This window comes from Streptomyces sp. NPDC058650 (assembly GCF_042717315.1).
Taxonomy (GTDB): domain Bacteria; phylum Actinomycetota; class Actinomycetes; order Streptomycetales; family Streptomycetaceae; genus Streptomyces.
In genome coordinates this window covers 411,088-424,436 of record NZ_JBHXRL010000002.1, presented here as the reverse complement: position 1 = coordinate 424,436, position 13,349 = coordinate 411,088, and the positions used below count along the sequence as shown (strand labels likewise).

Here is a 13,349-nt window from a genome sequence, read left to right as displayed (position 1 = left end):
ACACCCCAGCCTAGTCGCTCGACTGACGCTTTCAACAGCCCCGACCCCCCGCAACTTCGGATTCAGTGAGATCCAGAGCCTCTCACAACGAATTTCATCACTCCGGGCTTGCACGACTGCCCATCTCGGTGCACAGTGAAGTCGTGGCCAGTCGAAGCACAGACTCCAGAACCGGAACCGGTTCGTCCCCGACGATCGATGCCGTCTCCCTGGCAATCATCGAACAGCTCCAGCAGGACGGTCGCCGTCCCTACGCGGCGATAGGCAAGGCCGTCGGCCTCTCCGAAGCCGCGGTGCGCCAACGCGTGCAGAAGCTGCTCGACCAGGGCGTCATGCAGATCGTCGCCGTCACCGACCCGCTCACCGTGGGATTCCGGCGCCAGGCGATGGTCGGCATCAACGTCGAGGGTGACCTCGATCCGGTTGCGGAGGCGCTGACGGCCATGGCCGAATGCGAGTACGTGGTGATGACCGCGGGCTCGTTCGACCTGATGGTGGAAGTCGTCTGCGAGGACGACGACCACCTGCTGGATGTGATCAACAAGCGCATCCGCACCCTCCCCGGCGTGCGCTCCACCGAGAGCTTCGTCTACCTCAAGCTCAAGAAGCAGACCTATATGTGGGGAACTCGATAATCGTGACCCAGGACCTGTCCAAGACCGCGTACGACCACCTGTGGATGCACTTCACCCGCATGTCGTCGTACGAGAACTCGCCCGTTCCCACCATCGTGCGTGGTGAGGGCACCTACATCTTCGACGACAAGGGCAAGCGCTACCTCGACGGTCTCGCGGGTCTGTTCGTCGTCAACGCCGGACACGGCCGCGAGGAACTGGCCGAGGTCGCGTACAAGCAGGCCAAGGAACTCGCGTTCTTCCCCGTGTGGTCGTACGCGCACCCCAAGGCCGTCGAGCTCGCCGAGCGTCTCGCGGACTACGCCCCGGGCGACCTGAACAAGGTGTTCTTCACCACCGGTGGCGGCGAGGCCGTCGAGACCGCGTGGAAGCTCGCCAAGCAGTACTTCAAGCTGCAGGGCAAGCACACCAAGTACAAGGTCATCTCGCGTGCGGTCGCCTACCACGGCACCCCGCAGGGCGCCCTGTCCATCACGGGTCTGCCGGCCCTGAAGGCCCCCTTCGAGCCGCTGGTCCCCGGCGCGCACAAGGTGCCGAACACCAACATCTACCGCGCCCCGATCCACGGCGACGACCCGGAGGCCTTCGGCCGCTGGGCCGCCGACCAGATCGAGCAGGAGATCCTCTTCGAGGGCGCCGACACCGTCGCGGCCGTCTTCCTGGAGCCCGTGCAGAACGCCGGCGGCTGCTTCCCGCCGCCGCCCGGCTACTTCCAGCGCGTCCGCGAGATCTGCGACCAGTACGACGTGCTCCTCGTCTCCGACGAGACGATCTGCGCCTTCGGCCGCCTCGGCACGATGTTCGCCTGTGACAAGTTCGGCTACGTGCCGGACATGATCACCTGCGCCAAGGGCATGACCTCGGGCTACTCCCCGATCGGCGCCTGCATCGTCTCGGACCGCATCGCGGAGCCGTTCTACAAGGGCGACAACACCTTCCTCCACGGCTACACCTTCGGTGGCCACCCGGTGTCGTCGGCGGTCGCGATCGCCAACCTCGACATCTTCGACAAGGAAGGCCTGAACCAGCACGTCCTCGACCAGGAGGGCAACTTCTTCAACACCCTGAAGAAGCTGCACGACCTCCCGATCGTCGGCGACGTCCGCGGCAACGGCTTCTTCTACGGCATCGAGCTCGTCAAGGACAAGGCCACCAAGGAGTCCTTCACGGACGAGGAGACGGAGCGCGTGCTCTACGGCTTCCTCTCCAAGGCGCTCTTCGAGAACGGCCTGTACTGCCGGGCCGACGACCGTGGCGACCCGGTCATCCAGCTGGCCCCGCCGCTCATCGCCGACCAGGGCACCTTCGACGAGATCGAAGGCATCCTGCGCTCGGTGCTGACGGAGGCGTGGACCAAGCTCTGATCCTCCCCTCCCCGCGAGGCACAGGACCTCACGCCGCCCTCACGGCGTGACAACGGCCCGGGCATGCCGCCATCCGAGTGGATGGTGGCATGCCCGGGCCGCGTGCTGTCCGTACAAACCGATCTGAATCCTTACGGTGCATCCCTGGCCGCTCCCTGATTCCGTACGGCGCCAGTGACCGAAAGGCCCGTCTCTTCGTTCCCCCGGACGGGGGAACACAGATCGGACGACATCGAGGTGTACGCGATGGCCCCACCGGACAACGACGTGCTCTGGGCGCGTTCCCTGCACTGCGCCCTGGGCGGTTCGGACGCCCTCAGCGGCGTCTCCCTCGGCGTCCGCGAAGGCGAGATCCTCGCCCTCGTCGGCCCGCGCGGCAGCGGCAAGACCACCCTCATGCGCTGCCTGTCCGGGCAGCTCGTCGCCCAGCAGGGCGAGGTCTGGTTCAACAGCAGCCCCGTGCACACCCTCGGCCAGGCCCAGCGCGAACGGCTCCGCCGCGACCGCTTCGGCTGGATCGACCCCGAGCCGGGCCTCGTCCCCGAACTCACCGGCTGGGAGAACGTCGCCCTCCCCCTGCTGCTCCGCGGCGCCTCCCACCGGGCCGCGAAGACCGCCGCCGTCGAATGGCTGGAGCGCCTCGACATCGGCGTCTGCGCCCGCAAGCGCCCGCACGCGCTCACCCACTCCCAGCGCCAGCGGATCGCGATCGCCCGTGCCCTCGTCACCACCCCGTCGGTGCTCTTCGCCGACGAACCCACCGCCGCGCTGCACCGGGCCGACGGGGCGCAGGTCCTGCGCACGCTGACCGCCGCGGCCCGCTCGCACGACATCACGGTGCTCCTCGCCACCCACGACAGCGAGGTGGCGGCGCTCGCCGACCGTACGGTCGCCCTCCTCGACGGACGCCGGGTCGGCACCGTCCCCCCGGCGTCAGGGGCGGAGGGCGTCACCGCGTGCTCGCTCTCCGTCTAGCCCGCGGGACCCACCCCCTCGTCCTGACGCGGCGGCTCCTCGTCGCCGCCGCGTCCGCGGGGGTGGGCTTCCTGCTGCTCTGCACCCTCGGATACGCCGTCGGGCACCCGGCCCAGTCGTCGGTCTCCGTGCTGCGCCTGCTGTGGTGCGCCCTGCCGCTCGCCGCCACGGTCCAGTTCGCCGTGGCCGTGGCCCGCACCGACCCCAGCACCCGGCCGCGCCCCGGACTCTCGGCGGTCGGGCTCGGCCCCGTCCGGCTCACCGCCGTCGCGGCCGCGTCGACGGCCGTCGCCTGCGCGCTCGGCTCGATGGTCGCGCTCCTGTTCTACCTGCACCTGCGCGGCGACATCACGGGCCTGCCCTTCGACGGGGCGGCGGCCGAGCTACTCGCCGCCGACCAGCCGATGCCGCTCGCCGCCGCCCTCACCCTGCTCGCGATCCTGCCGGTCGTCGCCGCCACGGCGGCGGGCCTCGCGCTGCGCCCGCGCTCCGAACCCGCCGAGCCGGAGGGCGTCGAGAAGCAGCTGCCGTCCGGCCTGCCGTGGGGCGTCGCCCTGGTCGCGGTCGGCCTCGCCATCGAGACGTACGCGGGCCGCAGCGGCGCCGGCGACGACCTCCCCCTGCCCGGCCGGTTCGACGGCAGCCCGGCGGGCGTCCTCGCCGGGTGGGTGCTCACCGCGTGCGGGCTCGCGCTCGCGGGCCCGGGGCTCACGTACGGCTGCGGCCGGCTCCTCCAGGCCGTCCGGCCGGGCGCCACCCGGCTGCTCGCCGGCCGTGTCCTCATGGACGAGTCCCGCCGTATCGGCCGCCCGCTCGGGGTGGTCTCCGCGGTGCTGTCCGGGACGCTCGCGGCGGCCGCGCTGTACGCGTCGGGCACGGGCCCCACCGCCTTCGGACCGCTCACCGGGCTCGGCGCGGCGCTGGTCATGGCCTGCACCACGGCCACGCTCCTCACGGCGGCGCTTGAGTCCAAGCAGTGCCGCGCCCACACCACCGAGGCGCTCCTCCGCCTCGGCGCCCCGCCCACGGTCCTGCGCACGGCGGCCCTCATGCGGGCGGGCGCCCTCGTCGCCGTCTTCCTGCCGCTCACCTGGATCGTGGCGGAGCTGGCGGCCCTCCCCCTGACGGTCTGACGGTCCGCCGGGCGGCCCGTCGGGCCCGATCGGCAGGCGCCCCTGGCGTGGGCCCACGGCGACGCCTCCTCCTGCACACCGGCCGCCCGGTCCGCGCGCGAGATCCACACGCTCGACGGGTTCGACGCGGCGCTCGCCCGGCCCGGCGCGCCGGCCGGGCTCCGCGTGCGGTCCGTCGACCCGACCGACCGGACGTTCGCCCTGCTCCCCGCATCCACGGCGGCCGCCGTCTTCCTCGGCCGCCCCGTGGAGCCCGAGGCCGCCGCCAAGCTGCGTGCCGACGGAGCGCTCGTCTTCCCGCCCGTCCCCGACCTGGGCGCGCCCTTCAGGAGTCGCCGAGCACCACGACGTCCTCCACCGCGAACCGCACGTCCACCCCGGCCCCCTCCGCCGGCGCCTCGCTCAGGGGGAACTCCGCCTCCAGCGACGGCCCGTCCGCCGGCCGGAGCCGTACGACGACACGGTCGCCGCGGAAGGTCCGCGACTCGACGGTCCACTCCGACGACTCCGTCGGGGCGAGGCGCACCCCGCCCGGCCGGACGAGGAGCCGCCGCTCCCCCTGCGGCGAACCCTCCGGTACCGGGATCCTCCCCCACACCGTCTCCGCGACCGTCCCGGCGACCAGCGCCGCCACCACGTTGTCGAAGCCGAGGAAGCGGGCCACGAACTCCGAGGCCGGCCGCGACCACACCTCGACGGGGGCACCCGACTGCGCGATCCGCCCGTCCCGCATCACCACGACCCGGTCGGCGAGCGCGAAGGCCTCGCCCTGGTCGTGGGTGACGGCGAGGACCGTCGTCCCGAGCCGCCCGAAGAGCTGCCGCAGCTCGACGACGAGCCGCTCCCGCAGCCCCCGGTCGAGCTGTCCCAGGGGCTCGTCCAGCATGAGCAGCCGGGGCCGCGGCGCCAGCGCCCGCGCCAGCGCCACCCGCTGCTGCTCGCCGCCGGAGAGCGCGTCGACGGAACGCCGCTCGGCCCCCGGCAGCCCGACGAGTTCCAGCAGCTCCCGTACGCGCTCCGCCTGCTCGGCCTTCGCGGCCCCCCGCATCCGCGGCCCGAAGGCGATGTTGCCGCCGACGTCCCGCTGCGGGAACAGCTGGTGGTCCTGGAACATCAGCCCGACGCCCCGCCGGTGCACCGGCACGCCCGCCTGGTCGGCGCCCGCCAGCAGCACCCGGCCGCCGTCGAGCGCCTGGAGTCCGGCGACGACCCGGAGCAGCGTGGACTTGCCGCTGCCGCTGGGACCGAGCACGCACACGATCTCGTGCTCGGCGACCTCCAGGTCCACGGCGTCGAGCGCGGCCCGCTCCCCGAACCGTACGGTCGCGTCCAGGATCGAAAGCATCAGAACTCCCCGGAGGTCCGCTCGGTGCGCAGCCGTTCGAGCAGGAGCAGGGACACCGCGCACACCACCATCAGAATCGTCGAGAGGGCCATCGCCTGGCCGTAGTTGAGCTCGCCGGGCCGCCCGAGCAGCCGGGCCACCGCCACCGGCAGCGTCGGGCTGTCCGGCCGGGCGATGAAGACGGTCGCGCCGAACTCCCCGAGCGAGACGGCGAAGGCGAACCCGGCGGCGATGAGGAGCGCCCGCCGCACGAGCGGCAGGTCCACCTCCCGCCAGGCCCGCCACGGTGACGCGCCGAGCACGGCCGCCGCCTCCCGCAGCCGCTCGTCCACCGCCCGCAGCACCGGCAGCATCGTCCGTACGACGAAGGGGACGCCGACCAGGGCCTGCGCGAGCGGTACGAGGATCCAGCTGGCCCGCAGGTCGAACGGCGGCTCGTCGAGCGTGATGAGGAACCCGAAGCCGACGGTGACCGCCGAGACCCCGAGCGGCAGCATGAGCAGCGCGTCGAAGCCCCGCACGAACCGCCCGGCCATGGGGGTCCCCCCGCGCGAGCGAAGCCGAGAGTGGGGGATCGTGAGCGCCGCCGCCGCGAGACCCCCGATCAGCACCGCGATGCCCGTGGCGGCCACCGCGTACCGCAGCGAGTTCCCGATCGCCTCCAGCGGCGGCACCAGGAAGGTACCGCCGTCGTCGAGCGATCCCAGCGCCCGGTAGTAGCCGAGCCCGTACCCCTGCGGCCCGGCGAAGGAGCGCTCCACGAGCACGCCCAGCGGCAGCAGGATCAGCAGCGCCACCGAGACGAGGACGCCCGCGAGCAGCGCCCACTGTCCGCATCCGCGCGGCCGGCGCGCGGTCCGCTCCGGCGGGACGAGCCGTAGGGCGGTCTCCCGCCGCCGTACCGTCCGGGCGTGCACGGCCAGGATCGCCCCGACCGCGGCGAACTGGACGAGGGTGAGGACGGCGGCCGTCGGCAGGTCGAGCAGCCGGGCGGTCTGCCGGTAAATCTCGGCCTCCAGGGTGGAGTACCCGTCCCCGCCGAGGATCTGTACGACACCGAAGGAGGTGAACGTGAAGAGAAAGACCATCAGGGCGGCCGCCGACACCGCGGGCACGAGCGCGGGCAGGGTCACCGTCCGCCAGGCCGTCCAGCGCGAGGCGCCGAGGACCCGGGCGGCCTCCTCCTGGCGCGGGTCGAGCTGGGACCAGAGGCCGCCGACGGTCCGTACGACCACCGCGTAGTTGAAGAAGACGTGCGCGAGGAGGATCGCCCAGACGCTGGTGTCGAGCCGCAGCCCCCACAGCTCGTCCGTCAGCCCGCCCCGGCCGACGAGCGCCAGGAAGGCCGTGCCGACGAGGACGGTCGGCAGCACGAACGGGACCGTGACCACGGCCCGCAGCAGGCTCTTCCCGGGGAAGTCGAAGCGTGCGAAGACGTACGCGCCGGGCAGCGCCACGAGCAGCGTCAGACCGGTGGAGGCGGCCGCCTGCCACACGGTGAAGCCGAGCACGTCGAGGATGTCCGGCCGGCTCAGCGTCTCGCCGATCCGGCCGAACCGCCAGACGCCGTCGGGCCGCAGCCCCCGGTCGACGATCGACAGGACGGGCCAGGCGAAGAAGACCCCGAAGAACGCGACGGGCAGGGCCATCAGCCCCAGCCTCGTCGCGCTCCCCCGGAGGTCGCGCCTTACTTCAGTACGAGCGACGACCACTGCTGGATCCACGGGTCACGCTTCTCGGCGATCTTCTCGGGCGCCATGGTCTCCGGCTCGTCGACGACCACACCGTGCTTCGTGAACAGCTCCGGCAGCGTCGCGTCCTTCGCGACCGGGTTGACGAACATCTGGAGCGGCATGTCGTCCTGGAACGTCTTCGAGATCAGGAAGTCGATCAGCGCCTTGCCGCCCTCGGGGTTCTTCGCGCCGTTCAGCAGGCCCACGAACTCGATCTGCCGGAAGCAGGTGCCGGTGGAGACCCCGGTCGGAGCCACCTTCGGCTGCGGCTCGCCGTACAGCACCTCGACCGGCGGGCTGGAGGCGTACGACACGACGAGCGGCCGGTCGCCCTTGGCCTGCTTGCCGCCGGCCGAACCGGAGAACTCCTGGTTGTAGGCGAGCTCCCAGCTGTCGACGGTCTTCACACCGTTGTCCTTCAGCTTCTTCCAGTAGTCCTGCCAGCCCTCGTCGCCGTACTTCGCGGCCGTACCGAGGAGGAAGCCGAGGCCCGGGGAGGACCGCTCGGGGTTCTCGACGACGAGCAGGTCCTTGTACGCCGGCTTCGCCAGGTCGTCGAAGGTCTGCGGCGGCGCCAGCTTCTTGTCGGCGAAGTACTTCTTGTCGTAGTTGACGCAGATGTCGCCGGAGTCGACCGGGGTGACCCGCTGCTCCTTGTCGAGGCGGTACGCGGCCGGGATCCGGTCCACGCCCTTCGCCTCGTACGGGACGAAGATCCCGTTGTCGAGGGCGCGGGAGAGCAAGGTGTTGTCGACGCCGAAGAAGACGTCGCCCTGCGGGGAGCCCTTGGTCAGGATCTCCTTGTTGACGGCCTCGCCCGCGTCGCCGGCCTTGAGGACCTTGGCCGTGTATCCGGTCTCCTTCGTGAACGCCGCCAGCGCCTCCTTGGAGGCGTTGAAGGAGTCGTGGCTCACGAGGGTCACGGTCTTCGGCGCGGGCTTGCCGGACGTGCCCGCCTCATCCTTGGCGCCGGACTCGGTGCCGCAGGCGGCGAGGGTGGTGACGCCCAGCGCCGCGACAAGCGCGACGGCAGCCATCTTCTTGGTGCTCACTGAGATTCCTCCTGGGTATGACCAGGAAGAGACGCGGCCCTGCCCACGTCCGGCGGAAACCGGACGCGGGCAGGGCGCAACAGCTTGAGTTAACGACCGAACTTCCTACCCAGAATGACCTGGGCAAGGTTCAGAGGGTCTGCGGTCCTACGGTGACCGCACTCTCAGCGCTGTGGCGCTCCCCTGTCGGAATATGGAGATGTGTTCGAGCTCAGAGTACAAGGTCAGCGCTCGGAGGCCGCCAGCTGTCCACAGGCACCGTCGATCTCCTGGCCCCGGGTGTCCCGGACGGTCACCGGAACGCCGTGGCGGGCGATGGCGTCGACGAAGGCCCGCTCGTCCTCCGGACGGGACGCCGTCCACTTCGAACCGGGCGTCGGGTTCAGCGGGATCAGGTTGACGTGCACCCGCTTGTTCTTGAGCAGCTTGCCGAGGAGGTCACCGCGCCACGCCTGGTCGTTGATGTCGCGGATGAGCGCGTACTCGATGGAGACCCGGCGTCCCGACTTCTCCGCGTACTCCCAGGCGGCGTCTAGGACCTCGCGGACCTTCCAGCGGGTGTTCACCGGCACCAGGGTGTCGCGCAGCTCGTCGTCGGGGGCGTGCAGCGAGACCGCGAGGCGGCACTTGAAGCCCTCGTCGGCGAAGCGCTGCATCGCCGGCACGAGACCGACCGTGGACACGGTGATCCCGCGCTGCGAGAGCCCCAGACCGTCCGGCTCGGGGTCGGTGAGCCGCCGGATCGCGCCGACGACCCGGTTGTAGTTGGCTAGGGGCTCGCCCATGCCCATGAACACGATGTTCGAGAGGCGCGCCGGGCCGCCGGGCACCTCGCCGTCCCGCAGGGACCGCATGCCGTCCACGATCTGGTGCACGATCTCGGCGGTCGACAGGTTCCGGTCGAGCCCCGCCTGCCCGGTCGCGCAGAACGGGCAGTTCATGCCGCAGCCCGCCTGCGAGGAGATGCACATGGTCACCCGCTCCGGGTAGCGCATGAGCACCGACTCCACGAGCGTGCCGTCGTGCAGCCGCCACAGGGTCTTACGGGTGGTGTCGTCGTCGCACGAGATGTGCCGCACGACGGACATCAGGTCGGGCAGCAGCTCCCCGGCCAGCTTCTCCCGCGAGGCCGCCGGGATGTCGGTCCACTGCGCGGGGTCGTGCGCGTACCGAGCGAAGTAGTGCTGCGACAGCTGCTTGGCTCGGAACGGCTTCTCGCCGATCGCGGCGACGGCTTCCTTCCGCTCGGCGGGCGTGAGGTCGGCCAGGTGCCGCGGCGGCTTCTTGGCTCCCTTGGGGGCGATGAAAGTGAGTTCTCCGGGCACTGGACGGGCCACGATCGGGTGTCTCCTCAGACGGCACGAGGTCCGGACAGCCCCGCGTCGGCGGGAAGCGCGGCATGACGATGCCGAAGCCAGGAAACCTCACTGGAGCGCCCTCGCGGTGGCGAGGACGGCGGAAGGGCCCGCGGCGCACGCGCCACGAGCCCTTCCAGAGTACCCGCTGTCCGTCAACCATCTCCGACGGACGGAAATCGACCGGCCGCTCAGCCCGTCCCCACGAACAGCGCGAGCAGCAACCACACCACCGGCGCCGTCGGCAGCAACGAGTCCAGCCGGTCCATGATGCCCCCGTGGCCCGGGAGCAGCGTGCCCATGTCCTTGATGCCGAGATCGCGCTTGATCATCGACTCGCCGAGGTCACCGAGCGTCGCGCTCGCCGCCACCGCCAGACCGATGATCAGGCCCTGCCACCAGGCCCCGTCGTCGATCATGAACTCCATGCACAGCGCGCCCGCCGCCATCGCGAAGGCCACCGCGCCGACGAGACCCTCGCGGGTCTTGCCGGGGCTGATTCTCGGAGCCAGCTTGTGCTTGCCGAAGCGCCAGCCGACCGCGTACGCCCCGGTGTCGCTGACCACCGTCAGGATCAGGAAGGTCAGCACGCGCTGCGGACCGTCGTCCGCGGTGAGCAGCATCGCCACGAACGTCGCCAGGAACGGCACGTAGAACGCGGCGAAGACACCCGCCGTGACGTCCTTCAGGTAGCCCTCGGGGGGCTCCGTCATCCGCCAGACGAGTACCGCGAGCGCCGTCAGCGCCATCGCCACCCAGGCGCCCTCGGGGCCCCGGACGTAGCCGGCGACGACCATCGCCGCACCGCCGACCGCGAGCGGCACCAGCGGAGCCTTGATGGCCTTGCGCTCCTGGAGGCGGGACGTGAGCTCCCACAGCCCGACGACCACGGCGACCGCGATCACCCCGACGAACGCCGGCTTCCAGATGAACAGCGACGCGACGATGACCGCGCCGAGACCGACCCCGACCCCTATGGCCGCGCCCAGGTCGCGCCCCGCGCTCTTCTTCTGCCGGGGCGCCGTCGGCGCGGGCGGCGGAGGCGGGGTGGGGCTGGACATGGGCTCCTGCGGGTGCTCGTGCGGCGTCTCGTCACGGAACAGGGGACCGCTCTGGTGAGCGGCCCCCCGGCCGTGACCGTCCTGGAATCCGCCGGCGGGAACGTCGGGCACGATGGGCATGGGCCGAGTCTGCGCCGCCTGATGCCGATCGTATGCGGGACCCGCCGGGGCAGGCCCCTGGTCGGGTCCCCGGCGGCCGGTGCCGCCCGGGGCCCCCCAGGAAGAGTCGTTCATCAGACCTCGAGCAGCTCGGCTTCCTTGTGCTTGAGCAGCTCGTCCACCTGCGTGACGTACTTCGCGGTGGTGTCGTCGAGCTCCTTCTCCGCGCGACGGCCGTCGTCCTCGCCGACCTCGCCGTCCTTGACGAGCTTGTCGATGGACTCCTTGGCCTTGCGGCGCACGGCGCGGATCGAGATCTTCGAGTCCTCGGCCTTGCTCTTGGCCACCTTGATGTACTCCCGGCGGCGCTCCTCGGTCAGCTCGGGGAACACCACCCGGATGATGTTGCCGTCGTTGCTCGGGTTGACACCGAGGTCCGAGTCACGGATCGCCTGCTCGATGTTGCGCAGCGCGCTCTTGTCGAACGGGGTCACCACGGCCATGCGCGGCTCCGGAACGGAGAACGACGCAAGCTGGTTGATGGGGGTGATGGCACCGTAGTAGTCCGCCACGATCTTGTTGAACATCGCCGGGTGCGCACGGCCGGTGCGAATCGCGGCGAAGTCCTCCTTGGCGACCACGACGGCCTTCTCCATCTTCTCCTCGGCCTCGAGGAGGGTCTCTTCGATCACCACATGCTCCTGCGTGTCGTCGCGTTGTGTCCTGCACGGTGGGTACGACCGGCAGGGCTCTGTCCATCCCCTTGCGGGGCGGTTCCCGGTTCGGGTGTCAGGCCCGGGTGCCCTGGTCGCTCACGAGCGTGCCGATCTTCTCACCCTTCACCGCGCGAGCGATATTGCCCTCGGTGAGCAGTTCGAAGACGAGGATCGGGAGCTTGTTGTCCCGGCACAGGGTGATGGCGGTGGCGTCGGCGACCTTGAGGTCGCGGGAGAGCACCTCGCCGTACTCCAGCGCGTCGAACCTGACCGCGCCGGGGTTGGCCTTGGGGTCGGAGTCGTAGACGCCGTCCACGCCGTTCTTGCCCATGAGCAGGGCCTCGGCGTCGATCTCCAGGGCACGCTGGGCCGCGGTGGTGTCGGTGGAGAAGTACGGCATGCCCATGCCCGCGCCGAAGATGACCACGCGGCCCTTCTCCAGGTGGCGCACGGCGCGCAGCGGAATGTACGGCTCGGCGACCTGGCCCATGGTGATGGCGGTCTGGACGCGCGAGTCGATGCCCTCCTTCTCCAGGAAGTCCTGGAGGGCGAGGCAGTTCATCACGGTGCCGAGCATGCCCATGTAGTCGGAGCGGGCCCGGTCCATGCCGCGCTGCTGGAGTTCGGCGCCGCGGAAGAAGTTGCCGCCGCCGATCACCACCGCGATCTCCGCGCCGTCGCGTACGACCGCCGCGATCTCACGCGCGATGGCGTGCACGACATTGGGGTCGACGCCCAGGCCCGTACCGCCGGAGAAGGCTTCTCCGGACAGCTTCAGCATGTAGCGGCCGGCCTTTTTGCCGTTGTTGTCGTCGCCCTGTACGGCGCCCTGGTTCATGGAGATCTCCTCGTGCACATACGAAGGAGGCCATTGCCTTGGGTCCTCGCGGTATCCCGTACGGCAATGGCCTCCTCGTCAGATCTGCGGTCGTCCTGCGCGGGGGCGGACGACTGCTTCAGACCCTACCGGGGTCCGGTGTCCGTCGCGTTCGCGGACGGACTCAGATGCCGACCTTGATGCGGGTGAAGCGCTTCAGGGTGACACCGGCCTCGTCCAGGACCTGCTGGACGGACTTCTTGTTGTCAAGGGCGTACGGCTGACCGAGCAGCGTCGCGTCCTTGAAGAAGCCGTTCACGCGACCCTCGACGATCTTCGGGAGCGCGGCCTCGGGCTTGCCCTCGGCGCGGGTGGTCTCCTCGGCGACTCGACGCTCGGTCTCGACGACCTCGGCCGGGACGTCCTCACGGGTGAGGTACTTCGGCGCGAAGGCGGCGATGTGCTGGGCGACGCCCTTGGCGACGGCGGCGTCGGCCTTGTCGAACTCGACGAGGACACCGATCTGCGGCGGGAGGTCCGGCATCGTGCGGTGCATGTACGCGAAGACGAAGCCGTCGGCGTACTGCGCGAAGCGGTCCAGGACGATCTTCTCGCCGAGGTTGGCGTTGGCCTCGTCGACGAACGCCTGCACGGTCTTGCCGGCCTCGATCTCGGAGGCGAGCAGCGCCTCCAGGTCGGCCGGGGCGGTCTTCGCGACGTGCTCGGCGAGCTCGGCGGCGACGGCCTGGAACTTGTCACCCTTGGCGACGAAGTCCGTCTCGCACTTCAGCTCGACGAGGACACCGGAGGTGTTGTCGTCGGCGATGAGGGAGACCACGGCGCCGTTCTCGGCGGAGCGGCCCTCGCGCTTGGCGACACCCTTCTGGCCCTTGATGCGCAGGGCCTCGACGGCCTTGTCGACGTTGCCGTCGGCCTCGTCCAGGGCCTTCTTGCAGTCCATCATGCCGGCGCCGGTGAGCTCGCGGAGCTTCTTGACGTCAGCGGCGGTGTAGTTCGCCATGAGTCTGTTTCTCTCTCGAAGTCTGAAAGATCGGGCGGGTCCA

12 protein-coding genes and 1 riboswitch are annotated in these 13,349 nt (G+C 70.7%); of the genes, 4 read left to right on the top strand and 8 right to left on the bottom strand.

Annotation, left to right across the window (positions count from 1 at the left end; genetic code table 11):
- Positions 1–128: 128 nt before the first annotated feature.
- From ACFWWU_RS05690 to ACFWWU_RS05675, 4 genes are all read left to right on the top strand, one after another.
- On the top strand, positions 129–635 hold the full coding sequence (locus tag ACFWWU_RS05690; RefSeq protein WP_055641097.1) for an Lrp/AsnC family transcriptional regulator: 507 nt from the start codon (positions 129–131) through the stop codon (positions 633–635).
- Positions 620–1,999 (top strand): aspartate aminotransferase family protein, encoded by a 1,380-nt coding sequence (locus tag ACFWWU_RS05685; RefSeq protein ID WP_317599592.1) that lies wholly within the window; start codon positions 620–622, stop codon positions 1,997–1,999. Before ACFWWU_RS05690 ends, ACFWWU_RS05685 begins: the two co-directional genes overlap by 16 nt.
- A 246-nt stretch (positions 2,000–2,245) precedes the next feature.
- Positions 2,246–2,974, top strand: a complete 729-nt coding sequence (locus ACFWWU_RS05680; protein WP_384139355.1) for an ABC transporter ATP-binding protein — start codon at positions 2,246–2,248, stop codon at positions 2,972–2,974.
- Positions 2,956–4,107, top strand: coding sequence for a hypothetical protein (locus ACFWWU_RS05675; protein WP_384139352.1), 1,152 nt, complete (start codon positions 2,956–2,958; stop codon positions 4,105–4,107). Before ACFWWU_RS05680 ends, ACFWWU_RS05675 begins: the two co-directional genes overlap by 19 nt.
- A 325-nt stretch (positions 4,108–4,432) precedes the next feature.
- Here the strand turns inward: ACFWWU_RS05675 and ACFWWU_RS05670 are convergent, their stop codons facing one another.
- The 8 genes from ACFWWU_RS05670 to tsf all read right to left on the bottom strand — a co-directional run bounded on the left by ACFWWU_RS05670 (position 4,433) and on the right by tsf (position 13,306).
- Positions 4,433–5,452 (bottom strand): ABC transporter ATP-binding protein, encoded by a 1,020-nt coding sequence (locus tag ACFWWU_RS05670; protein ID WP_384139349.1) that lies wholly within the window; start codon positions 5,450–5,452, stop codon positions 4,433–4,435.
- Complete coding sequence (locus tag ACFWWU_RS05665; RefSeq protein ID WP_384139347.1) at positions 5,452–7,101, bottom strand: ABC transporter permease; 1,650 nt, start codon at positions 7,099–7,101, stop codon at positions 5,452–5,454. The genes ACFWWU_RS05670 and ACFWWU_RS05665 overlap by 1 nt, the downstream gene beginning before the upstream one ends.
- 38 nt (positions 7,102–7,139) lie before the next feature.
- Entirely contained in the window at positions 7,140–8,222 is a 1,083-nt protein-coding gene (locus ACFWWU_RS05660) for a thiamine ABC transporter substrate binding subunit (RefSeq protein WP_384139591.1), read from the bottom strand.
- Between the two features lie 99 nt (positions 8,223–8,321).
- Positions 8,322–8,432: riboswitch (TPP riboswitch) on the bottom strand.
- Between the two features lie 29 nt (positions 8,433–8,461).
- A complete protein-coding gene (rlmN, locus tag ACFWWU_RS05655; RefSeq protein ID WP_384139345.1) occupies positions 8,462–9,574 on the bottom strand; it encodes a 23S rRNA (adenine(2503)-C(2))-methyltransferase RlmN in 1,113 nt (370 codons plus the stop codon).
- 209 nt (positions 9,575–9,783) lie between these two features.
- A complete protein-coding gene (locus tag ACFWWU_RS05650) occupies positions 9,784–10,887 on the bottom strand; it encodes a phosphatidate cytidylyltransferase (RefSeq protein WP_384139342.1) in 1,104 nt (367 codons plus the stop codon).
- The gene (gene frr / locus ACFWWU_RS05645) at positions 10,887–11,444 is read right to left on the bottom strand and encodes a ribosome recycling factor (protein WP_384139339.1); all 558 of its coding nucleotides are present in this window, start codon (positions 11,442–11,444) and stop codon (positions 10,887–10,889) included. Before frr ends, ACFWWU_RS05650 begins: the two co-directional genes overlap by 1 nt.
- 97 nt (positions 11,445–11,541) lie before the next feature.
- Complete coding sequence (pyrH, locus tag ACFWWU_RS05640) at positions 11,542–12,306, bottom strand: UMP kinase (RefSeq protein WP_384139336.1); 765 nt, start codon at positions 12,304–12,306, stop codon at positions 11,542–11,544.
- Between the two features lie 163 nt (positions 12,307–12,469).
- A complete protein-coding gene (gene tsf, locus ACFWWU_RS05635) occupies positions 12,470–13,306 on the bottom strand; it encodes a translation elongation factor Ts (protein ID WP_384139333.1) in 837 nt (278 codons plus the stop codon).
- Between the last annotated feature and the right edge of the window lie 43 nt (positions 13,307–13,349).